This is a genomic window from Streptomyces sp. NPDC046557, from assembly GCF_040645975.1.
Lineage (GTDB): Bacteria > Actinomycetota > Actinomycetes > Streptomycetales > Streptomycetaceae > Streptomyces.
In genome coordinates this window covers 1-21,252 of sequence record NZ_JBEYZH010000040.1, presented here as the reverse complement: position 1 = coordinate 21,252, position 21,252 = coordinate 1, and the positions used below count along the sequence as shown (strand labels likewise).

General features: G+C 68.6%; 20 protein-coding genes. 10 read left to right on the top strand and 10 right to left on the bottom strand.

What is annotated here, in order from left to right; translation table 11 throughout:
* Positions 1–353: 353 nt before the first annotated feature.
* A complete protein-coding gene (locus ABZ934_RS32110) occupies positions 354–1,085 on the bottom strand; it encodes a helix-turn-helix domain-containing protein (RefSeq protein WP_361319976.1) in 732 nt (243 codons plus the stop codon).
* A 262-nt stretch (positions 1,086–1,347) separates the two neighbouring features.
* On the opposite strand from ABZ934_RS32110, the gene ABZ934_RS32105 reads away from it, so the two are divergent.
* Both ABZ934_RS32105 and ABZ934_RS32100 read left to right on the top strand, forming a co-directional pair.
* A complete protein-coding gene (locus ABZ934_RS32105) occupies positions 1,348–2,010 on the top strand; it encodes a DUF4097 family beta strand repeat-containing protein (protein WP_361319973.1) in 663 nt (220 codons plus the stop codon).
* Between the two features lie 93 nt (positions 2,011–2,103).
* Positions 2,104–2,556 carry a hypothetical protein gene (locus ABZ934_RS32100; RefSeq protein WP_361319970.1) on the top strand — a complete coding sequence of 151 codons (453 nt, stop codon included), beginning with the start codon at positions 2,104–2,106 and terminating at the stop codon, positions 2,554–2,556.
* 166 nt (positions 2,557–2,722) lie between these two features.
* Here the strand turns inward: ABZ934_RS32100 and ABZ934_RS32095 are convergent, their stop codons facing one another.
* From ABZ934_RS32095 to ABZ934_RS32085, 3 genes are all read right to left on the bottom strand, one after another.
* Positions 2,723–4,327, bottom strand: coding sequence for a PH domain-containing protein (locus ABZ934_RS32095; protein ID WP_361319967.1), 1,605 nt, complete (start codon positions 4,325–4,327; stop codon positions 2,723–2,725).
* Entirely contained in the window at positions 4,324–4,815 is a 492-nt protein-coding gene (locus tag ABZ934_RS32090) for a PH domain-containing protein (RefSeq protein WP_361319964.1), read from the bottom strand. Before ABZ934_RS32090 ends, ABZ934_RS32095 begins: the two co-directional genes overlap by 4 nt.
* An 83-nt stretch (positions 4,816–4,898) precedes the next feature.
* Complete coding sequence (locus tag ABZ934_RS32085; RefSeq protein WP_361319961.1) at positions 4,899–5,459, bottom strand: hypothetical protein; 561 nt, start codon at positions 5,457–5,459, stop codon at positions 4,899–4,901.
* 225 nt (positions 5,460–5,684) lie between these two features.
* Here ABZ934_RS32085 and ABZ934_RS32080 point away from each other — a divergent pair, with 225 nt between their 5' ends.
* Complete coding sequence (locus ABZ934_RS32080; protein WP_361319958.1) at positions 5,685–6,959, top strand: sensor histidine kinase; 1,275 nt, start codon at positions 5,685–5,687, stop codon at positions 6,957–6,959.
* On the top strand, positions 6,949–7,587 hold the full coding sequence (locus tag ABZ934_RS32075) for a response regulator transcription factor (RefSeq protein WP_361319955.1): 639 nt from the start codon (positions 6,949–6,951) through the stop codon (positions 7,585–7,587). The genes ABZ934_RS32080 and ABZ934_RS32075 overlap by 11 nt, the downstream gene beginning before the upstream one ends.
* A 324-nt stretch (positions 7,588–7,911) precedes the next feature.
* On the opposite strand, the gene ABZ934_RS32070 is transcribed toward ABZ934_RS32075, so the two are convergent.
* The 4 genes from ABZ934_RS32070 to ABZ934_RS32055 all read right to left on the bottom strand — a co-directional run bounded on the left by ABZ934_RS32070 (position 7,912) and on the right by ABZ934_RS32055 (position 10,711).
* Positions 7,912–8,685: a glucose 1-dehydrogenase gene (locus ABZ934_RS32070; RefSeq protein WP_361319952.1), complete on the bottom strand. Its 774-nt coding sequence runs from the start codon at positions 8,683–8,685 to the stop codon at positions 7,912–7,914.
* A gap of 150 nt (positions 8,686–8,835) precedes the next feature.
* Positions 8,836–9,207: a cupin domain-containing protein gene (locus tag ABZ934_RS32065; protein WP_361319949.1), complete on the bottom strand. Its 372-nt coding sequence runs from the start codon at positions 9,205–9,207 to the stop codon at positions 8,836–8,838.
* An 832-nt stretch (positions 9,208–10,039) separates the two neighbouring features.
* Positions 10,040–10,189 (bottom strand): hypothetical protein, encoded by a 150-nt coding sequence (locus tag ABZ934_RS32060; RefSeq protein ID WP_361319946.1) that lies wholly within the window; start codon positions 10,187–10,189, stop codon positions 10,040–10,042.
* 30 nt (positions 10,190–10,219) lie between these two features.
* A complete protein-coding gene (locus tag ABZ934_RS32055) occupies positions 10,220–10,711 on the bottom strand; it encodes a hypothetical protein (protein WP_361319943.1) in 492 nt (163 codons plus the stop codon).
* A 624-nt stretch (positions 10,712–11,335) separates the two neighbouring features.
* Between ABZ934_RS32055 and ABZ934_RS32050 the strand changes: the two genes are divergently transcribed.
* From ABZ934_RS32050 to ABZ934_RS32035, 4 genes are all read left to right on the top strand, one after another.
* Positions 11,336–12,106, top strand: coding sequence for an alpha/beta hydrolase (locus ABZ934_RS32050; RefSeq protein ID WP_361319940.1), 771 nt, complete (start codon positions 11,336–11,338; stop codon positions 12,104–12,106).
* 250 nt (positions 12,107–12,356) lie between these two features.
* Positions 12,357–13,202 carry a hypothetical protein gene (locus ABZ934_RS32045; RefSeq protein ID WP_361319937.1) on the top strand — a complete coding sequence of 282 codons (846 nt, stop codon included), beginning with the start codon at positions 12,357–12,359 and terminating at the stop codon, positions 13,200–13,202.
* A 98-nt stretch (positions 13,203–13,300) separates the two neighbouring features.
* Positions 13,301–14,245 (top strand): hypothetical protein, encoded by a 945-nt coding sequence (locus tag ABZ934_RS32040; protein ID WP_361319934.1) that lies wholly within the window; start codon positions 13,301–13,303, stop codon positions 14,243–14,245.
* 109 nt (positions 14,246–14,354) lie between these two features.
* Positions 14,355–14,540, top strand: coding sequence for a hypothetical protein (locus ABZ934_RS32035; RefSeq protein ID WP_361319931.1), 186 nt, complete (start codon positions 14,355–14,357; stop codon positions 14,538–14,540).
* A gap of 239 nt (positions 14,541–14,779) precedes the next feature.
* On the opposite strand, the gene ABZ934_RS32030 is transcribed toward ABZ934_RS32035, so the two are convergent.
* Together ABZ934_RS32030 and ABZ934_RS32025 are read right to left on the bottom strand one after the other, a co-directional pair.
* Complete coding sequence (locus ABZ934_RS32030; RefSeq protein WP_136214044.1) at positions 14,780–15,196, bottom strand: hypothetical protein; 417 nt, start codon at positions 15,194–15,196, stop codon at positions 14,780–14,782.
* A 51-nt stretch (positions 15,197–15,247) separates the two neighbouring features.
* Positions 15,248–15,952 carry a hypothetical protein gene (locus ABZ934_RS32025; protein ID WP_361319928.1) on the bottom strand — a complete coding sequence of 235 codons (705 nt, stop codon included), beginning with the start codon at positions 15,950–15,952 and terminating at the stop codon, positions 15,248–15,250.
* A gap of 1,845 nt (positions 15,953–17,797) precedes the next feature.
* Between ABZ934_RS32025 and ABZ934_RS32020 the strand changes: the two genes are divergently transcribed.
* Together ABZ934_RS32020 and ABZ934_RS32015 are read left to right on the top strand one after the other, a co-directional pair.
* On the top strand, positions 17,798–18,958 hold the full coding sequence (locus ABZ934_RS32020; RefSeq protein ID WP_361319925.1) for a ParA family protein: 1,161 nt from the start codon (positions 17,798–17,800) through the stop codon (positions 18,956–18,958).
* The gene (locus tag ABZ934_RS32015) at positions 18,955–20,316 is read left to right on the top strand and encodes a plasmid partitioning protein (RefSeq protein ID WP_361319922.1); all 1,362 of its coding nucleotides are present in this window, start codon (positions 18,955–18,957) and stop codon (positions 20,314–20,316) included. Before ABZ934_RS32020 ends, ABZ934_RS32015 begins: the two co-directional genes overlap by 4 nt.
* Positions 20,317–21,252: the final 936 nt, after the last annotated feature.

The following is a 21,252-nucleotide window of genomic DNA, read 5'->3' as shown; positions in this document are numbered from 1 at the left end:
CCGCTACGAGCGCAAGGCCGAACACTTCCTGGCCTTCACAGCCATCGCCTGCACCCTCATTTGCTACCGCCGACTCGCCAAATGAGACGACGTCTAAGAGGTCGTTTTCATCGGTGAAGTCTGTTATAGCCCAGCTCGGTCCCATGTCGAGGTGCGACTTCCGAGGCGTCGGTGCACCAATGCGATTGCGTGGGAGCCCGCATTGCCAGTCTCATCCCAGGAAGTCTGTCTCGCTCCGAGAGATACGCATATCGGCGGTTACTCTCGCTGCACCGCGCGCGAACCCGATACGCGCGAGGCGCTAGTGCAATATTGAGGCGCGTGAAGCGGTGCAAACCAGATGAGAACGACCTCTAAGACTTCGTCTCAGTCGTTTCGGTTCTGGTGTAGAGGACCTCGCGGCCCTGCTCGGCGGCGCGGATGAGCCCTTCGCTGACGAAGTCGAGGAAGCTGGCGGCGTTCTCCAGGCGGGTGGCGGCCGGAGTACCGCGGCCGAGGATGCCCACGCCCTGCCGTGCGGTCTCGATGAACTGGTCGTTGGCCCGGGCGCTGCGGATCATCGACTGGTACCAGAGGTCGTCGTCGACGACGTAGCGCTCGCGCCGGCGTTCGCCCTGTTCCCGGCGGACGAGGTCCAGGCTTTCGAGGAACGTGATCGCCTTGGAGATGGAAGCCGGGCTGACCTTGAGGCGCTGGGCGAGTTCGGAGGCGGTGAGGCTGCCGGTGTCGGTGGTGTAGAGGCAACCCAGCACCCGCGCCATCATCTTGGGCAGGCCCGAGGTCATGAAGACGGTGGTGAGGGCCTCCTGGTAGTCGCGCACGGCCTCGGCATCGCGCCCGTAGGCCTGCGGGAGCGCCTGCGAGCCCGCGGGCGCGGCCTGCTTGCGCCGGTGGGTGCGTTGCTGGGTGGCGCGGTGGGCCAGGTCGGCGCGATAGCCGGCGGGTCCGCCGTTCCGCATCACCTCACGCGTGATCGTGGAGGTCGGACGGTCGAGACGGCGGGCGATCTCGGCGTACGCCAGGCCGTCGGCCAGCCCCCCGGCGATCTGCTGGCGCTCCTGCTGTGTGAGCCTGCCTCCCGGCATCACGACCCCCTTCATGCCCCACGGGTGCCCCATGGTGCCGCTCGGTGTTCCCTGATGCCTCCACCATAGCGTTCATCATCACCGAATTGCAACGATCGGTCGCTTACTTGTTGCGTTAAATGAGAGGACATTGCAACGACTGCATCGCGTCTGCCTGCATAGATAGTGATCCGACGCAAAGCTGTTGTTGCGGTAATCTGGAAAGCAACGTAGCGTTTCCAGTGTTCGGCACAATGATTCGCAGCGTATGAGGGAGAGCACGATGCAGAAGTTCAACACCCCCGCCCCGATCTCCGTCGTCCTGGACATCCCCGCGGGGCGCGTCCGGTTCATCGCCGCCGACCGGGCCGACACCGCGGTAGAGATCCTGCCCGCGAACACCTCGAAGGGCCGCGACGTGAAGGCGGCGGAGCAGACCACCGTCGAGTACGCCGACGGGGTCCTGCGAATCCGGAACGCGGCGAAGAACCAGTACCTCGGCCCCACCGGATCCATCGAGGTGACGGTCAAGCTGCCCGCCGGTTCCCGCGTCGAGGCGAAGGCGGCCGGCGCCGAACTGAGGACCGTCGGCCGCCTCGGCGACGTCGCCTTCGAGGGCGCGTACCGCCAGATCAAGCTGGACGAGGCCGCGAGCGTCCGTCTCACCGCGGTCGACGGTGACGTGGAGGTTGGCCGGCTGTGCGGCTCCGCTGAGATCAGCACCGCGCGGGGCGACATCCTGATCACCGAGGCCACGGGCGGCAAGGTCGTGCTGCACACCCAGTCCGGCGACATCTCGGTCGGCGCCGCCGCGGGCGTCTCGGCAGCCCTGGACGCCGGCACCACCCACGGCCGCATCAGCAACGCCCTCACGAACAACGGCACGGCCGAACTCGCCATCCACGCCACCACCTCCAACGGCGACATCACCGCCCGCAGCCTGTGACGTCGCGGCTCGGATGGGAAGTGGGCCTGGCCCCACCCCCCTGTGGAGCCAGGCCGACACCGCGTCGTACCGCTGCTCCCTAGCGTCACAACCATGAAAACCAACGCGAACTCCACGACCACCGACCCGGTCCTCCTCAACACCCCTGGTGTACGGGCCGCCTTCGGCACGAATCGGGGCAGCGTCAAGATCTACGGCGCGCTCACCGCCGCCGCCCTCCTGGCGGTCGTCGCGGTCGCGAGCACGGGCGACATGGTGAACCCGTTCATGTGGGTCCGCGCGATCCTGCTCCCCCTCATCGCGCTGCTGCTGCACCGCCTGACCGTCTCCGCGTCCCAGGGCTCCCGCCGGTCCTTCGAGCGCCTGCGCGGCATCTCGGTCGCCTTCCCGATCGCACTCGTCGGCGTCGACCTGATCCCGGGCGTCTGCCCGTGGTGGTACGCGGCGATGCAGACGCTCTGCGTACTGCCGGTCATCCGCATCGCCGTCACGGTGCGCGGCACGACCCTACGAGCGGCATTCCCCAAGACGCGAACGGCGCGCTGACGCCGGGCCACTGCCGATGGGGCCCCGGGCAGTGGGGGTCGAGGGGTCGAGGGGTTGAGGGGTTGAGGGGGCACGGGGTCCGGTCGCGCGGTCCGGGGTCGTAGGGACGAGCGGTCGAGCGGTCGAGCGGTCATGGCGACGGCCGTGGAGTCCGGTCCGGCCGGCGTCAGCCCCGTGGGACGTGTTCGATGAACGGGGTGAGCAGGTTCGGTACGGCTTCTTCGGCGAAGGTGAGGCCGGCGCCGACCGGTACGTCGCGGACCTTGTAGACGCCGTCGCCCGCGGCGGTGGTGGCGCCGATGGTGAGCAGGCCGTTGCGGCGCTGGGAGTAGGAGCGGGTGATGTTCCAGCCGATGACGCCGTCGCGCCGGAGGGCGACGGTGCGGCGGGCGAAGGTGCCGGCGCGGACGACGAGGTAGCGGTCGTGGAGCCCGTGGCCGAGGGCGCGGTATGCGTCGTTGGCGAGGGCGATGACGACCGGCAGGCCGACGAGGGCCGTGATCCAGGCGGTGTGGACCAGGACGGGGGTGAACCACAGGCCCAGGCCCAGCGGGACGGCGACGACGGCCGCGAGCACCAGCAGCCCGCGGTTGACGCGGCGGCGCAGTGCGACGCGGGGGTGGGGCACCGGTTCGGCGAACTCCGTCGGGGACCGCTCCTCGTTTAGGACGTCGGCGGCGACGCGCAGGGCCTCGGCCCGGGGTACCGGTGGCGTCAGGGAGCGGCGGCTGCGGTTCTCCTCGCTGTTGCCGAGGCCGCCGGCGATGGCGTTCAGGCGGGCACCGCCTGCCCAGCGCAGCAGCATCGGCTCGGTCACCTCGACGCCGCGCAGCCTGCGCTCCTCGATGGTGACGGAGCGGGAGACGAGGAGTCCGCGGCGTACCCGGAAGACACCGTCCTGCTCGCGCTCCAGGCGGTACTCGGCCCAGGCGTCGACGAAGGTGGCGACGGAGACCGCGACACCCGCGACGGCGGCGATCACGACGGCGGCGAGGATGGCGAACCACAGGGGTACGGAGCCGAGGCGTTCCTCGACGGTTTTGACGATGCCCAGTTGGAGCGGGTCGACCTTCATCTCGTGCAGGATGCGGTAGGCGGTGCCGACGCCGATGAAGACGCTTGCGAGGCCCCAGATGGTGAGGGGTGCGTACCGCAGCCATGCCCAGTCCATCTCGGCGATGGTGAGGTTCTCGTCGCGGCCGGTGCTGCGGCCGCCGCCTCTGCGGTCGAGGAGCAGCCGGCGCAGGTCGCGGGCGTGTTGTGTGGTGATGCCGTCGAGGGAGAGCTTGCGGCTGCGGCTGGAGGACGAGCTCTGTCCGCCGGTGCCGATGCGCAGCGAGGTGAGTCCGAAGAGGCGGTGCATCGGCTTGGCGTCGAGGTCGATGCTGTGGATCCGGTCGACGGGCACCGAGCGGCGGCTGCGGAGGAGGAACCCGGAGCGCAGTTCGAGGCGGTCGCCGGCGATGCGGAAGCGGGTGGTGAGCAGGCGCATCGTGCTGATGCCGGTGATGACCAGGAAGGTGATCACCAGGGAGCCGAGGGAGATGAGGGCCTGGAGGTTGGCGCCGGTGAGGACGACGGTAAGGGCGAACAGGGCGAGCGGGCCGGCGAGCATACTCAGGTTGACCAGGAGGAGCCTGGGGCTGAGCTTGGTCCAGCCGGGGTCGGCGGCGCTGTTGACCGTACCGGCGTTGTGCGCGGTGCCGTCGCTGTTGTCGCCGCCGGTGGCGGTGGTGGTGGTGGTGTCCCACTGCTCGGTGTCGTGACTCATGTCGCGTCTCCGGGGGTGGCCTGGGTCGACGTGGTGAGGTGCTCGACCACTTCCCGCGCCGTCCGGTGGTCGATGCCCTTGATCTTCACGGCGCCGGAGGAGCAGGCGGTGGTCACGGTGATGCCGGAGAGGCCGAAGAGCTGTTGGAGGGGTCCGCGGTGGGTGTCCACGGTCTGGATGCGCGACAGGGGCACGATCCGCCAGCGCTGCCAGAGCCAGCCGGACGCCGCGTAGACGGCTTCGTCGGTGGTCTCCCAGCGGTGCACCCGGTAGCGCCAGACCGGCATGACGGCCATGTAGGCGAGGCCCGGTACGAGCGAGATCAGCAAGGCCCAGCCGAAGAAGGGCCTGGCGGGCGGGACGAAGAGGTGGAGCACGCCGAAGACGAGCGGGAGGGGCAGGGCGAACACCGACGACTGGAGCGTCCACCAGCCGATCGCCCTGCGTTCGACGCGGTTGCGCGGGGGCCTGAGGCTTGGTGCATCCATGCGTTCCACTGCTTCACCCTGGCTCTGAGATGATCTTGTACCGATGAACCCGATCCGCCGTCCGTCGTCCGTCGTCCGTCGTCTCAGTGCGGAGCTGCGGTAGTGCTTTGACGCGCACCAGGGGTACCGGTGACGGGCATTCGAGCGCCGCGCAGTCGGCGGCGCTTGTTCAGCAGGACGGCCGTCCGCGTCAGCACCATGGCCAAGGCCATGAAGACGAAGGCGTTGGAGTAGACGTCCTGCCCGCTCAGCTTGTACTCGATACTGAAACGGATGATGCCCTCGCTGAACCAGTGCTCCGAACCGTAGGCGAAGAGCACACGTGAGGCGGACAGCACGGTCCACACGAGGGCGTACCCGACACCGCCCTTGGTGTGGATCTCACCGGAGGCATCCCGGTGGGCGGGGAGCAGGGCCGCGGCGATCAGTCCGCAGATGACGCCCGCGCCGATGCCCGCGAGTTGGAGGGAGGGGTCGTTCCCGTCGAGCGGCAGCGTGTGCACGAAGAGCGCGAAGACGGTGACGACCGCGAGGATCGAGCGCAGCATCCGCATGGTGGTGACCTTGCGGGTGCCGAGGTCGGTCGACAGGATGACGACGAGAATCGTCCCGCCGGCGATCAGTGCGGTCAAGAACGGGCTCATGGGGCCTCTTCCTCGGCTTCGGCAGTGCCGGTGCGTGCGGCAGTGCGGTAGGACGGCAGTGCGGTACTCCGTGCCTCTCACCTGCAACGCTATGGGCCGGGCGGGGTTGACGTGGACAACCGACCGGTGGGTTCGGCTGTCCACCGAACGGTGGACACGGTGGACGCCGCCGCGTCCCGCGGCCTCCTTCGTGGCCGGTCGCGCGCAGGTGATAGGACTGGCGGCGTGAGCATTGAAACCCGGGTGGTGGAGGCGGCCGGCGGCCCCGATCACCCGCCCGAGGCGGGAACCCGTTGGTTCGGCCTCTGGGACGCGTTCTTCGCGGTCTCGTACGCCGTCACCACCATGCTGCTGTTCACCTCCGCCGGTGAACAGGTCCACCGTGCCGTGGCGATGGCCGCACTGACACTCGCCGTGCCCTGGTACGCGGCCCTGGGGCGCAGCGCGATGATCCGGCAGGGCCAGGGCCATGGGCACGGCCGGCGGGGCATCGTCTTCTCCATCGGCCTGTTCCTGCTGTTCGCGGTGGCGGTGCTCTTCGACCTGGCGGCGTCCTTCGCGCTGTTCGCGGTGGTGCCGATGCTGATGATGAGCCTGGCGACCTCGCCGGCGATCGCCGTGGTCGTCGTGGCCAACCTGATGCCGGTGACGGTGGTGTGGCTGCGGGGCGGCACCCTGAGCCGCGACATCAGGGCCGTTCTTCCCACGTCGCTGCTCGGCATCGCCCTGTCGGTCATGCTCGGGCTGTGGATCACGCGGGTGACGCGGCAGAGCCGGGAACGGGCGGAGCTGATCGAGGAGTTGCACCGCAACCGCGAGCGGGTGGCCACGCTGTCGCGGGCGGCGGGCGTCTCCGCCGAGCGGGAGCGACTCGCCCGGGAGATCCACGACACCCTCGCCCAAGGCCTCACCAGCATCATCGGCCTCGTACAGGCGGCCGATGCCGACTTCACGGCCGACCCGGAGCTCGCCCGGTCACACCTGGGGCTGGCGGAACGGGTGGCGCGGGAAAGCCTCGTGGAGGCTCGCGAGTTCGTGGCCGAGCTGACCCCGCCGGCGCTGCGGAAGTCGTCGCTGGCGCAGGCGGCCCGGCGGCAGGCCGAGGGCCTGACGGCCCAGACCGGCATCCGGGCGGACGTCACCGTCGAGGGGGACGAGCGGGAGCTGCCCATGGTGGTCAGCGTGGTCCTGCTGCGTTCCCTCCAGGAAGCGATCTCGAACATCCGCAAGCACGCGGGCAAGGCGCGGGCCGCCGAGATCCGGCTGGTGTACGGGCGGGACACCGCGCGGCTGCTCGTACGGGACGACGGTCCCGGGTTCGTCGTCACGGACGAGCAGCAGGGGTTCGGGCTGCGCGGTATGCGGACGCGCGCGCAAGAGGTCAACGGGGCGGCCTTGGTGGTCAGCGGCCCCGGGCGGGGCACCACCGTCGAGGTGACGGTGCCCGTGACCGTGCCCGTGACCGTTCCGGCGAGTGGAGGAGCAGGCGATGGGAACTGACGGGGTGATCAGCGTGATGCTGGTCGACGACCACCCGGTCGTACGCGAGGGCCTCAGCTCGATGCTGCGCTCCGCCGAGGGTGTGAGCGTCGTCGGGCAGGCCGGTTCGGGCGAAGAGGCGGTCGCGATGGTCGCCGGTCTCGCCCCCGACATCGTCCTGCTCGACCTGCGGATGGGCGGGATGGACGGGGTGGAGACCACCGGTCACCTGCTGCGTGTCGCTCCCGCCACAAAGGTGGTGATCGTGACCACGTACGAGACGGACACCGACATCCTGCGGGCCGTGGAGGCGGGCGCGGCCGGCTACCTGCTGAAGGGCAGTTCCCGCGACGAACTGGTGCAGGCGGTGCAGGCGGCGGCCCGGGGCGAGACGGTCCTGACGCCCTCGCTGGCGCCCAAGCTGTTCCGGGCGAGGGTGGTGGAACCGCCCGCACTGTCGGACCGTGAACGGGAGGTGCTCCGGTTGGTCAGCCTGGGACTGACGAACGCGGACATCGGGCGCCGTCTGTTCATCAGCGAGGCGACGGTGAAGACGCACCTACTGCGGACGTTCAAGAAACTGTCGGTCTCCGACCGCACGGCAGCGGTCATCACGGCCCTGGAACGCGGTCTGCTGGCCCTGTCCTGAGGGGGTCGGGTACGGGGGGAAGGGGGCGAGGGAAGGGGTTATGTGTCGCCCGCGCCCGGGATCTGCCCTCCCGCCCGCGTCGGCGTCCTCCCGCCGGTCCGGAGGCGGAGGTGTGGCCGCGCGCCGCCGGCAGCACGACGCTCGCCTCGGTCAAGGCCGTGCGGATGACCGACATGTACGCGCGATGCCTCCACCGGCTCGCCGTTCAGGCCGGGCTCGATGCACGCCGGGCTCGATGCAGGCCGGGCCCGTCGGTGCCCGGCCTTCCCCCCGGCAGGGGCGCAGCAGACGCGCGCGTGGCGGGGCTGCCGGGGTTCGGGCGGGTCAGTTGGCGAGGCGCCCGCCGTCCACGGCCAGCGTCGTACCGGTGATGTACGAGGACCGCTCGGTACACAGCCAAAGCGCCGCCTCCGCGATCTCCTCGGTCTCCGCGAGCCGCTTCAACATCGCCTTGTCCGCCATCGCCGCCTCACGGGCCGGGTCACCGGCCATCCAGTCGACCAGCATCTCGCTGCGCGTGGCTCCCGTGGCCAGTGCGTTGACCCGGACGCGGTGGGGCGCGTACTCCTTCGCCGCCGCCTTCGTCAGGCCGATCACCGCGTGCTTCGACGCGATGTACGGGGCACCGGCGACCGTCGCGACCAGCCCGGCCGTGCTGCTGTTGTTGACGATGGACCCACCGCCCGACTCCACCATCGCCGCGAGTTCGGCGCGCATGCAGTTCCACACCCCGCGCACATTGACGTCCATCACACGGTCGTACACCTCGTCCTCCGTGAGGTGCAGGAGCCCCGGCAAGGCGGGGACGCCCGCGTTGTTGAAAGCAGCGTCCAAACCGCCGTACGCCTCGACGGCGGCGGCGACCGCGCGGGCGGCGTCCCCGGAGCGGGAGACATCGGCGACGACGTACTGCGCCTCATACCCGGCCTGCGTCAACTCGGCAGCGAGAGCAGCGAGTTCCGGCTCACGGCGCGCCACCAGCGTGACGCGGGCGCCCTCTCGACAGAAGACACGGGCGGCCGCCGCACCGATCCCCGAACTCGCCCCCGTAATAAGAGCCGACACACCGACAAGCAGACCTTCACCATGCCCCGTCATGAAGCGTGACGCTAGCACCGGCCCCACACCCCTCAGCGATCAACTCCCCCACAGCGGGCGGCAGGACGGCGGGCACACGCTGCCACGCCGCCCTCCCCCTGCCATACGGGCATGTGGCCTTGGCCGTGAGGGTGTTCAGACGCCGTGAAGTCAGTCCAAGGTCTCCGCGGCTCTGGTCAGCGGCCCTCCCGCGTCACCGGTGTTGAGGACTCCTGCCGGTTCCAGCAGCAGGATGGCGGTCTCCTCCTCAGCCACAGGGCAGTGTTCGATGCCCCGGGGCACCACGAACAGCTCGCCCGTTTCGAGCGTGACGTCACCATCCCTGAGCCGGATGGTGAGCCGACCACTGATGACGAGGAACAGCTCGTCGGTGTCCTCGTGGGTGTGCCAGACGAACTCGCCCTTCAGCTTGGCGAGCTTGACCTCGTAGTCGTTGAGATCGGCGACCTTCTTCTGCGTCCAGAGCTCATTGAACTGCGAGAGCTTGTGGGCAAGGTTCACGACTGCGTCGGGTGTGGTCATGTGACGAGCGTGACGCCGCCGGTCGCCTTCGGTCTTGTACGTTCCTGGCATGACCGGTGACCGGCCCCGAACAGGATCAGTGCCTGGCGGCAAGGCACCTGCGCGTCACGCCAGCACGCTGCGCCGCCTGTGGGTACGGGCACTTGGCACTTGCACACCGCGACGGTAACCGGCACGGGCAGGTCGTGACAGGCGACCGCGGTCAGCTCCTTTACGAAGTCGGCGAGACCGTGCTTGGAGCCTGGTGAAGGCGTCCTTCGCCTGCAAGTCCGTGGTGTCGTAGGCGTCGGCCGTGGTGTCGAGGTTGTCGGGCATGGTGTCCGTCTCGCTTCCCCAGGTCGACCATGTGGTCTTCCCAGGCGGTCGCGCAGCGCTGCTTCCTTCGTTATCAACGGCGAACCGTCAGCCGTACCGCCGGCCTACTGTCTCCGCGCTGACGATACCCATACCGATACCGCTAGAGTGTTCGCAGAATTGAACGCCCACTATGCAAGTATCCCTGCCTCCATTGAGAGGCAGGGATACTTGCATAGCCAATGATTCCGTTCTCAGGCTGTGCGGTCTGTTCCGTTGTCAGTCGTCGCCGGTCGAGCGGGAGCGGTGCTTCTTCCACGCTGCGGCACCCACCAGGAAAGCGATGAGGAGCACGAGCAGAACGGGTATGAGCGGGGCCACGCCTATACCTTCGAACATGACGCCTCCTTGCGTGCGGGAAGCCGGCTGGTCGAGTCAGAGCGTCAACAGGGGAAATGGACGTACGTTTGCAGCGGTTTTCATTCGTCTCTCCCGCTTGCGTTGCCTGAGACGTACGAGCGGGATGGCTGAACGAATTCTACTCGTCCTTCAGGTAACCGCCCACGAAGCCGCGGTAGTCACCCCAGACCCGCTCCCGCTTGTCCCAAGAGCTGCCCCAGCACGATGCCGTCCAAGTGGTCTCGCTCTGGGCGTTGTCGGCCGGCGGGGAGGAGATCCATTCCTTCACCGGGCTGTGGGAGAAGTCGCAGCCCGGAACCTACAGGTAGTGGCTGGCGCTACCCGGGTACACCTTCGTGGTGTCCTTGCCCTTGACCTGGTAGTTGGTCCTCACCGAGACGCGCGCGACCTTGACGCCCAGGAACTTGTCGGTGACCGCGTAGGAGGCCCACATGTCCCTGTAGCCGGACGCCCTCATCACGGCGTCGGTGTTGGTGGAGGAGTCGTCGGCGCCGCCGACGGACTCGCGCTCCACCACGACGTCGCCGCCCGCCAGGACCGCCAGCGTCTTGCCCGTGGTCACGGCGGGCGCCTCGGCCTGCTCGAAGAACTTGTCCATCAGGGAACGGTCTTCGAGGAGGTCGAGGAATCGGGACTTCTGCGCATCCGAGAGGGCCGAGAACCCCTTGGCGGTTTCCTTGGCCTGCTCGTCCCCCTGAGCCGCCTTCATCGCGAGGTAGGCCGAGTACTTGGCGGTCCGCGTAGCCTGCGAGACCACGGCGTCGTCAGCCTGGGCCGTACCGGGCAGCATTCCCACAGCAATTCCCGCAAGAGCGACGCCGGCAGCGGCAGTGAAACCTCTTCTGATAATGGAACGCATGCTGACTTCTTTCCCCTTCGCTTACACGCCACTCGAATGAATTCGGACAGGAAGGGAGAGATGCACATATGCGTACCCATTGACCCTGACCCCCCGCGTTACGCGCCGACCCCCGGTTACCCGCCGGTCGGCGCGTCACAAAGATTGCACGAGAGGACCACAACACGTCAATCGATCTTCAATCATTTGAGGTTCATCTGAGTTAACGCGACGACTGACGGCTGCCGACCTCGCATTATGCGGAATAAGGGAATCCGCAATCCGCACGACCGAGATAAAATGTGTAATGAAATCCCCGCACGGCCCCACACGAACACAGACCTACAACGAACAACACATCCGAACGCAAACCAGACAGGCCGGCCGGAAGCGATGACTTGGCCGGCCGGGTCCGCCGCGAGGTCGTCGCGCCAACGTGCGGACAGGCGACGGCTCAACACCGTCGCCGCCGCGACCGGCAGGGGCAGGAGCAGGAACTCACGCAAGCGCCGCGGCAGCCGAGGGACGAAACGTCCGATTGCCCGGCTGGCAACGCCGTCTGTCAGAGTGATCGACATGACAGAGCCGACCCGGCATGTGGTGAGCGTCGGCGGTCGTCGTTTGTCCTACGTCGACTACGGTGGTCGTGGTCAGCCGCTACTCGCCCTGCACGGCCACTTCGCAGAGGCACGGACCTTCGCCGGAGTGGCGGCCGAAGTCTCCCCTGACTGGCGGGTGATCGCTCTCGATCAGCGGGGCCACGGCCATTCGGAGCGACCGGCAGACTTCTCCCGCGACGGCTATATAGGAGACGCTGCGGCCCTCCTCGACCTCCTGGGTATCAGGGACGCCGTGGTGCTGGGACATTCGCTCGGCGGTGTCAACGCCTACCAACTCGCGGCGCGGCACCCGAGCCTCGTGAGAGCCCTCGTCATCGAGGACGTCGGCGCCGAGGTCGACGGGGACCTCTCCTTTTGCCTGTCCTGGCCGGAACGAGCCCCCAGCAGAGCTGCGCTGTTGGGAGGATTGGCGGGATCGGCCCGCTACCTTGAGGACGCCTTCCGTGAGTACCCCGACGGCTGGGGCCTCGCCTTCAAACCGAGGGACATGGTCGCCTCCCAGCAGCAGCTCAACGGGGATCACTGGGACGACTGGCTGTCCAGCCGCTGCCCCGCGCTGCTGGTCCACGGCACGCGAAGTGGTGTTCTCAGCGCGCATCATGCCAGGGACATGGCAGCCCGGCGTCCTGATACCCGGCTCGTTGAGCTTCCCACCGGCCACACCGTTCACGAGACGGATCCGGTCGGATTCGGGGCCGCGGTCCTGACGTTTCTCGAAAGCCTGTGACCCCAGCCGTAGGACACAGCTGTGCCGGGGTGCTGATGTGGTCGGTTCTCGCGGCTGGTCGCGGCAGGCGCGCCGCGAGGGCCGCGGTCTGGGCGTGGTGGTCTGCGTTGTCGCGGTGGTGGCCCTGCCGGCGGGCGGGGGCGGCGGCCCGAGCGGGACCCTCCGCGTACGGCTGTCGGTAGGTCATGGCACTCTCAGTGGTCTATCTCAGTGGTCTATCGGCAGGACACTGCCGATGTGGGGGGAACTCATGGCAGTCATGCACAAGCGCACGGTGGTGCGTACCGGCCTCGTCGCGGCCGTACTGGCGGCGGGGGCGCTCGTGGCTCCGGGCGCGGCTCAGGCGGCCACGGTGGCGTTCAAGGCCCCCGTGGCCCCCGTGGCTCCGGCGGCTCCGGCGGCTCCGGCGGCGGCTCAGGGATTCGAGCGGGGCACCTCGCAGGGCGCGGGAGAGATCGCGCGCAGCAAGAACGCCGTACTGACGCTCCAGTCCGACGGCAACCTGGTGCTGGAGCACGTGTCCGGCGGGGTCCTGTGGGCCACCGGAACGTACGGCAACCCGGGCGCGACCGTGACGTTCCAGCAGGACGGCAACCTGGTGGTGTACTCGGCCGCCGGCAAGGCCCTGTGGGCCGCCGGTTCGTACGGGAACCCGGGTGCGCGGCTGGAGTTGCAGTCGGACGCCAACCTGGTCGTATACCGGCAGGACGGCTCGGCCGCCTGGAGCAGCGCCACGTGGATGGTCGACACGGTGGTGAACCCGACCTGGCAGATCGGCTCCGGAAACTGGACGTGGAGCCCCGACGCGATCCTCGCCATGGAGCAGACCGGCAAGCTCAGCATCCGCGACCGCAACACCCTCCAGGAGCGTTGGTCCACCAACACCTGGGGGCCGGGGGCGTACGCGCGCATGCAGTCGGACGGCAACTTCGTCGTCTACAAGAAGGACGGTGGCGAGGGCAAGGGCGGCGCCCTCTGGTCCACCGGAACCTGGAACCACCCGGGCGCCCACCTGGTGTTCCAGACCGACGGGAACCTCGTGCTCCTGGCGAAGGACTCCGACGCCGTCCTGTGGCAGAGCGGCACCGCGCGCTGAGCCGGAATCGGCTTGCCTTTCGCGTAGGGCCCATACAGACTGATCGCCGTTGAATCGAACGCGTTCAACTCATCGTGTTCGTCATGGGGGGTAAAAGAATGAATCTCAACCGCAAGCACGCCGCCTGGAGCGGCGCGCTCGTCGCCGCCGCCGTATCGGCCGGCGTGCTCGTCGCCCCGGTGGCCCAGGCCGCCGACGGCAAGACCAAGACCAACACCACGACCGTGAGCAGGGTCGCGGTCAAGAAGCCGCAGGGCGGTGTCCCGGCCAAGGCCGCCGCCAACGCGGCTGCCAAGAACCAGCAGCGCGCGACGGCCCTCACCGCGACCAGCGGAACGGTCTCGCTGCGGCCGGGCGACGTCCTCGCCTCGAACGAGTACATCGAGACCGAGAACGGCTACCTGTTCATGCAGCCGGACGGCAACCTCGTCCTGGACCACAAGGCCGGCGCCGAGCTGTGGGCGTCGGGCTCGTACGGCAACACGGGCGCGTACGCGGTCTTCCAGAGCGACGGCAACTTCGTCATCTACAAGAAGGACGGCAGCCCGACCAAGGGCGGCGCGGTGTGGAGCTCCGGCACCTGGGGCAACCCGAACGGCCACCTGGACTTCCAGGACGACGCCAACCTCGTCGTCTACCGCGCGGACAACTCCGCCAGCTGGTCGACCAAGACCTGGAAGGTGGGCAACAACACGCTCACCGGCGGCCAGAACCTGGAGCGCGGCACCTGGATGTCGGCCACCAACTCCATCCTGGCCCAGGACAACCGCGGCTACTTCGCGGTGTTCTACCGCGGCAAGGACTACGGTCGGGGCTTCTGGAACTACAGCCCGGGCGCCTACACCCGGATGCAGAAGGACGGCAACCTCGTCACGTACAAGAAGGACGGCGGCGAGGGCAAGGGCGGCTCCATCTGGGACACCAAGACGTGGGGCCAGAACGGCGCCTACCTCACCTTCGGGGCCACTGACTCCACCCTGGTGCTTCACAAGTCGAACGGCGACGTGCTCATCGACTTCCTGACCGGCGACAGCCAGCAGTAGAGGGAAGGCTGATCCGGCGCACCGCCTGACCGGCTGAATGCTTGACCCCCGGCCCGGGGTGGGTTCCGACCCACCCCGGGCCGCCTGCGTCTCCCTTCAACTCACTGCCATGTGGAGGCTGGAGAGGAACGCGGCGGCCGGCGGCGTGGCGCCGGTCCGGCTCCAGATGACGTACTCGACGCGGGCCGGCGCGTCGCCTAACGTCCCGGCGGGCCGTTCCTTCACCGCACGGGTGGCCCCGGCGGTCGGCGACCCCATGCCGACCGGCCTGATCGCCTGGAACCTCCATACGTAGGAGCCCCGGGACGTCCGGGGCTGCCGGACGACATCCGGGGCTGTACGTCCTCCTGACGGAGGCAGAGCCGGCGTTGGTGTCGGTGTCGGGAGGGTGGGGACACGGTGGTGTGTGCGGATGACGCTCGCTGTGCCGTGGGGGCCGGAGCCGGTTAGACTGGTCGCACCATCTGTTACTCAGGCGCGGAAGGCCCTCCACCCAGTGGAGGGCCTTCCGTCTTGTTCGGGCATCGGCCGAGGTCAGGCGACCTGGAGCTTCGGCCTGCCGGTCGGAGCGGGCGGGGCCTGGTGGTAGGTGGGCAGCTTCAGGTTGGGAAGGTCGCCCGCCTGGATCCGGGCGAGGGACGCCCGGAAGGCCGCTTCCATCGCCTCCGGGCTCTCGTACTTCGCCGCGAGCGGGTGCAGTCGGTACGAGTTGCCGTTGCGCTCCTCGCTGCGCGGCCGCAGGACGATGTTCAGGTCGCACAGCGGCGCCATCAGCCCGCTGATGGCCTGGGGGGTGACCCCGTACTCGGCCGCCATGTCCTTCTGGCGTACCGGCAGGGTCCCCCCGAAGTCGCTCCGGGAGACGAGGTACTGCAGGAACTTGACGGCGGACCCCGACAGCGGCAGGGCCCAGATACGCTCCGCGACGATCGGAGACATGACGTTAGCCATGGGATGGCCTTCCTCGTGGACGGTCGCCCGTGCGCGGGCCTGACAGCACTATCACCCGGTGCGCCTTCTCTTGGGAGCGGGAACCTCGGCACCGAAGTCGAGGTGCAGTTGCTCCTGGTGTGCGCCCTCGGGCCCCACCGCGTAAGGGAAGGAATCGGGGTCGTTGCCGTGCTTCTCGGCGATCTCCGCGAGAACCTCCTGCTGAGCGGTGCTGTTGCCCTGGAACCACAGGCGCACGTTGATCTGGATGCGGCCGTTGCCGGCCTTCTCCACCCAGTTGTAGCCGCAGAGGGCCTGGACGGCACGGTTGACCGTGGAACGCGAGATCATCTTGCCGCCCTTCTGCGCGGCGATCTTGTTCAGGCCGTCCGTGATCTCCTGCTGCGTGTACTGGGTGATGCCGGTGCCCGGCACCTGACCGCCCGCCACGAAGAGGAAGACGCACAGCTGGGACTTGGTGATGCTGTTCGCGACCGCCAGCTGGGCCAGGAGTTGGGTGAACCAGTTGCTGGCCAGGCTGTAGCCGGCGCCTCCGGCCATGTCGTGGACGGACTTCGGGTCCGCCGCGTACTCGAGGTGGACCCCCTTGAGGCGTCGACGGCCGGTGGGGTCGGCGGCGTTGGCCACCTGCTCGCCGAGCTGCTGGCCGAGAACAGCCAGGATGTCCCCGTACTCGGCGTCGTTTCCGGCGGAGGCGGGGACGGGAACAGGACGGGGCCCGCGCTGTCGACGACGGGCGGGCGGATCAGATGTCACAGGACCTCCTTGTTACTCAGGCGGTCCGAGACTATCCAAAAAATCAACGGGGGCTTGTCTTTTGGTGCGTCGACGCGCCGAAACTAAAGCTCAGGGCACGAGCGGTGCCCGGCAGGGCCCAAAAGTCCACGGTGCGTGTAGTTATTTTGCCTCAGAGCCTCGAAAATCCACCACTCCTTGATTTCGGTTGTCGTGATGGCGGCACACCTTGTTCGAGCGGCGGGTGCCGGGTGGGGCATTGTCGCGCTCAGGCGCGCCGCTCTGACCTGCGGCGATTCGAGGCGCGGCGGCGTGTGGAGAAAGTACACCGCTGCTTGAGTTTTCCGGCGAATGTGCTGGCCAGGTATACATTTCGGAGCGTCAAATGTGTCGCCCACGACACATCACCTCGCGAGAAGTCGCAGGTCAGAGGCGTTTGCGCGCGCCGCCCTCTTACTACAAGAGCAACCGACGACCGGCGATCGGTTCTGCTGTCGGGTCGGTGATGAGTTGCGTTCGGAGGTGGGTCAGTGGCCACCTCGGGAGCGGAGGAAGGGAGTTGACCTACCCGCACGGCCCGGCACGGAGTGGTTGGTTGGTGGGTTGGTTGGTGGGTTGGTTGCCGAGCTGGGCACCGAGTCGGTTGGTGCTGGACAGGGCCTCCTTCCCCTGTCGATACATCAGCCGGCGCACCTTGAGTTTCTGATGGCGTCCGTTTGGGGTACTGGCTCAGGTCCCCCGCCTCAGCCGGGTCTTGGAGTAGCCGTGGGGTGGTGTCGGGCCCCCACGCCCAGTGAGGGCGCCCTGCGCCCGAGGGGTGCACCGCCGACCGTCAGGGAGGCGGGGCAGGGCGTGGGGGTGAGCGGGTCCAGGGCGCCCAAGCGCCTGGCGAGGGGGTCTGGGGGGCGAGTAGCCCCCCATGCCAAGGCCGGTCCAGCGCGGCCAGGCGCTGGCGGGGTCCAGGGGCTGGCCCCTGGGATTCACGGTCCGCGGCCGGTGAGGGACAAGAACCCTTGCCGAGGAGGGGTCATCCCCTCTCCCCCGGATACCTCTGCCGATGTTTGAGCTGACCTCGCGTTGCTGTGGCCGTCACTACTGCCTCGTGGTCAGCGCAGACGCGACAGGCGAGGCCGGGCCTCGCTGCGAACATCGGGTTTGCGTCAGACGTCAGCGTGAGGAGTTGTGTGATGAGCTGGTCGGCGCCGGCTCGGGTCGCCCGGCGTGGGGCACAGCTCTGACCAACCAACCCACCAGAAAATTTGCCACAACGGTCAAAAGCGACCCACAGAACGGGGCCTCTGAGGGCCGTTCGCGGAGGGGGCGGTGTGATGTGACCTTCAAGGTCCCTACGGGCCGTCAGGCGGGGCTACAGGGCTTTTCTGCCGCTACTGATCGGTTGGGGAGCGACGAGGGATCGCCTCAACGGCTCAATGGCGTCGCGGCCTTGGGCTGGGGAAGGTTCCGGTGAGAGGGGCGTCGAGTTTTGAATGCTCACCAGCTCCGGTGTGGATCAGTGGGTGTCGGCGGAGGGGTGGAGAACCGCTTCGGCGATCTCGTGCCTCGCGATCGCGAGGCTCTCGTCCCAATGCGTAGGGCGCCGCGGTCGAGTAGTCCTTGGGGAGCTCCGGGTGCCGCGCCCCGCAGCACGAGCAGCTGAAACCCGGATCGTTGGTCATGGCCGGGAGCCTGTGCGGGCCCCGGCCGAGGGCGTGCCCGGTCCCTGGTGCGGCTGCTTCGGTCCGGATGACGGTCCGCCTGCGCGCGGTGGGGAGCCCGGCTGCCCGGACTGCACAAGGAAGGGACGAGTCGGGCCGGTTTTCGGTGTGCCTCTTCGCCTTCCGGTGCGAAGGTTAGTAAGGTACCCGCATGACCGCTCCATATGATCCGGAAGTCAGGGAAAAGGTAGTCGCCAAGCTGCCTGGGTCCCTGCGGCAGGAACTCAAGGTCCGTGCCGCCCAGTTGGGCGTGGACATCCAGGACGCCGTCACCGAGGGCATCCACGCATGGCGTGCCGACGCCTCCGCGGCGACCACCGTGGACACCTCCGGCGCCTCGTCGTTCTCCACCTACCTCCCCACCGGCCTGTACGGGGAGTTCAAGGAGGACTGCCGGACGCGGGAGATCCCGTACAACCAGGGGGTGGCCCAGTCGATCCGGCTGTGGCTCGACACCCACCCCTCCCCCATGGGCCGGCGCCGTCCCTCCCACGAGGGGGCCCGCCGGATCGTGGTCTGCAACCAGAAGGGCGGGGTCGGCAAGAGCGCCATCAGCAACGGCGTCTCCCAGGCCCTCGCCGAGACCGGCGCGCGGGTCTGCGTCATCGACTTCGACCCGCAGGGCCACCTCACGCGCCATCTCGGTGCCGAAATGCTCTCCATCAAGGAGCCGAGCCTCGCCAAGCACATGCTGGGCGAGATCGAAGGCCGGGTCCGCGATCTGCTCGTCCCCATCGAGCACGGGGTGTTCGCCGGGCGCCTCTTCCTCCTCCCGTCCTGCAAGGACGCCTTCCTCCTCGACGCACGGCTGGCCACGACGCGTCATGTGCGGACTAAGGAAACGGCCTTGGAGAAGGCGCTGGAGGAACTGGAGAAGGAGTTCGACTACATCGTCGTCGACTGCCCGCCCAGCCTCGGCTACACCATGGACACCGCCCTCTACTACGCGCGTACCCGCGAGGGAGAGCCCGAGAAGACCTCCGGGATCATCGTCCCGGTGCAGGCGGAGGACACCTCCGCCGACGCCTACGACATGCTCAGCGAGCAGCTCGAGGACCTGATCGACGACCTCGGCATCGAGATCGCGCAGCTCGGCTTCGTCGTCAACCTCTACGACAGCCGCAAGGGGTACGTCGTCACCTCGTCCCTCAACAGCTGGAAGGAGTTCGGCGAACCGCCCGTCATCACGGTGATCGCCGACTTGAAGGAGCAGCGCGAGGCCGTGCGCGTGAAGCTGCCGCTCCTGCACTACGCGCCCGAGTGCGAGCAGTCCGAGGCCATGCGTGAGATTGCCCGGGTGATCGCGGCATGAGCAAGAGCGACCTCCTCGGCACCGGCGCCGCCTTCAGCAACGCCCGCCGGAGCAGCGGCCGGAGCGAGCGGGGGCGGGCCAAGGCCATCGCGCAGGGGGATGTGCCGGCGTACGAGCTGGTCCGCCTCCCCCTCGACCAGGTCTCCCCCACTCCCCTCAACCCGCGCCGCAACTTCGGTACGGACGAGGACAAGACCCGCTTCGGCGAGGAGCTGCGCCAGGCGCAGTTGTCGGCGTGCGTCGCCGTCAGCCGTGCGGCGTACCTCGGGCTGTGGCCGGAACACGAGTCGCGGGTCGGGGGCGCGACGCACATCCTGATCAACGGTGAGCGCCGGTTCCGTAGCGCCCTCCACGTGGGTCTGGAGGCGCTGGACTTCGTCGTACGCGACGACCTCGCGGTCTCCCGCACCGACTTCATCGACCACCTGCTCGCCGAGAACCTCGAACGTGAGGACTTCGACGTCATCGAGCGGGCCCGCGGCGTGCGGCAGCTGGTCGAGACTTGTGCCGAGGAGGACGGCCGCGAACACGGGGCCAAGTCCCGGGCCGCCGAACGGCTGGGGCGCTCGCCGTCGTGGGTCACGAACCAGCTCGTGCTGCTGGAGCTGCCCGAGGAGATCCAGCTCCTGCTCAGCTCGGGCGAGCTGCCGGAGCGGGACGGTCGACTGTTGGCCCGCAGGGCGAAGGAGCAGCCGGGTATCGGCGCGGATGAGCTCATGGGCTTGCTCCAGCAGAACAAGCAGCAGGAGGCGGAGGTGAAGGCGGCGCAGCGGGAGATCCTGCGGAGCGTGTCGCTGGAGCCGGGGGCGAGCCTGGGCGGGGGAGCGGCGGCGGGGTCCGGGGCGGACCGCCCCGGAGTGATCGGCTCTGGTGAGGTGGGTTCCGGGCCGGTGGGCGCCGGGCCGGTGGGTTCCGGGCCGGTGGGAGAGCCGACTCGACTTTTGTCCGCGGACAAAAGTCGGGAGGAGGGTGAAGCGGGTTCTGCGTCGGACGCGCACCCGGACCGATCTTTGTCCGCGGACAAAAGTCTGCACGGGGGCCGGGCGGAGGGTTCCGAGCCGCAGCCGCCTGAGGGACGACTTTTGTCCGCGGACAAAAGTCGGGGTACGGAGAGCGTGCCGCCGGCGGCTGCGCCGGCGACCGCCCCGGGTGAACCGGTGCGCGCGCCCTCCGCTGCTCTGCCGTCCGGTGGGCGCGAGTCTGAGGGCGTGATCCCCTCGCAGACGCGGACGGCGGACACCACGTCGGCTCCGTGGCAGGACCCGAAGGCGATGTACGAGGCGATCTGGGCCAACATGTCGGCCAAGCATCGCGCCGAGCTGACGGTGCTGCTGATCGAGAACAATCGGCGAAGCTGACCTCTCACCGTTCTGATCGGGGCCCACCGCGAGACGCGCGGTGGGCCCCAACTTTTGTCCGCGGACAAAAGTCGCTCCAGGAGGGCGCTCTGGTCCTCGGGGTCGATGGCCAGAGCCTGACTTTTGTCCGCGGACAAAATTGGGGCTGCGGAGGGGGGCGTCCGTGTCCGAGGTCCGGGCGGCCCGATCTTTGTCCGCGGACAAAGATCGGCACCTGGGTAGGGAAGGTCCTGAGCGAGGCGCGTACGAGGCCTGGCTTTTGTCCGCGGACAAAAGTCGGCCCAGGGGCGGCGCGGGTATACCGACTGGCTTCCCAGCCGTCGACGAGCTTCTGACGGGTCGGGATCACCGCCCTGCCGAGCTCGGCGGAGCCGGGTAGTCAGCCGCCGGAAGCAGATGTGCAGCGCCGCTATGGCGACGAAGGGCGTCTGGCGCGAGTGCGTCAGCTTGGCGGCGACCAACGCGAGTAGGGACGGGTCCTGCGACCGATGATGCGGACGCACTGGAGAGGTGGCCGGTGTCTACGGCCGGGAGAGCGAGCGCCGCTGTGGCGGGCGCACTGGCTGACCGCATGGTGGACGGCGAGGTAGACCGGCTCTCGTCGAACCCGAGCCCGTCGCCTGGCCGCGATGGCAGGATCCGACTTTTGTCCGCGGACAAAAGTCGGCGACCGCAGAAGTGGCTTGCGTGGCTGACAACCAACGGCCCGATCTTTGTCCGCGGACAAAAGTCTGCACGGGGCGGAGGCTCCGAGGCGGGGCCACCTGCGGGAGCGACTTTTGTCCGCGGACAAAGTTGGGGCCGGGGAGTGGCGCGTCGGGTGACCGGGCCGCCCGATCTTTGTCCGCGGACAAAAGTCGGGTGGCGGCGGGGGGGGGCGGGTGCGGGGGGGGGTGGGGGGGGAGCTAGGGATGGTGGCGGGGGGGGTAGTGGTGT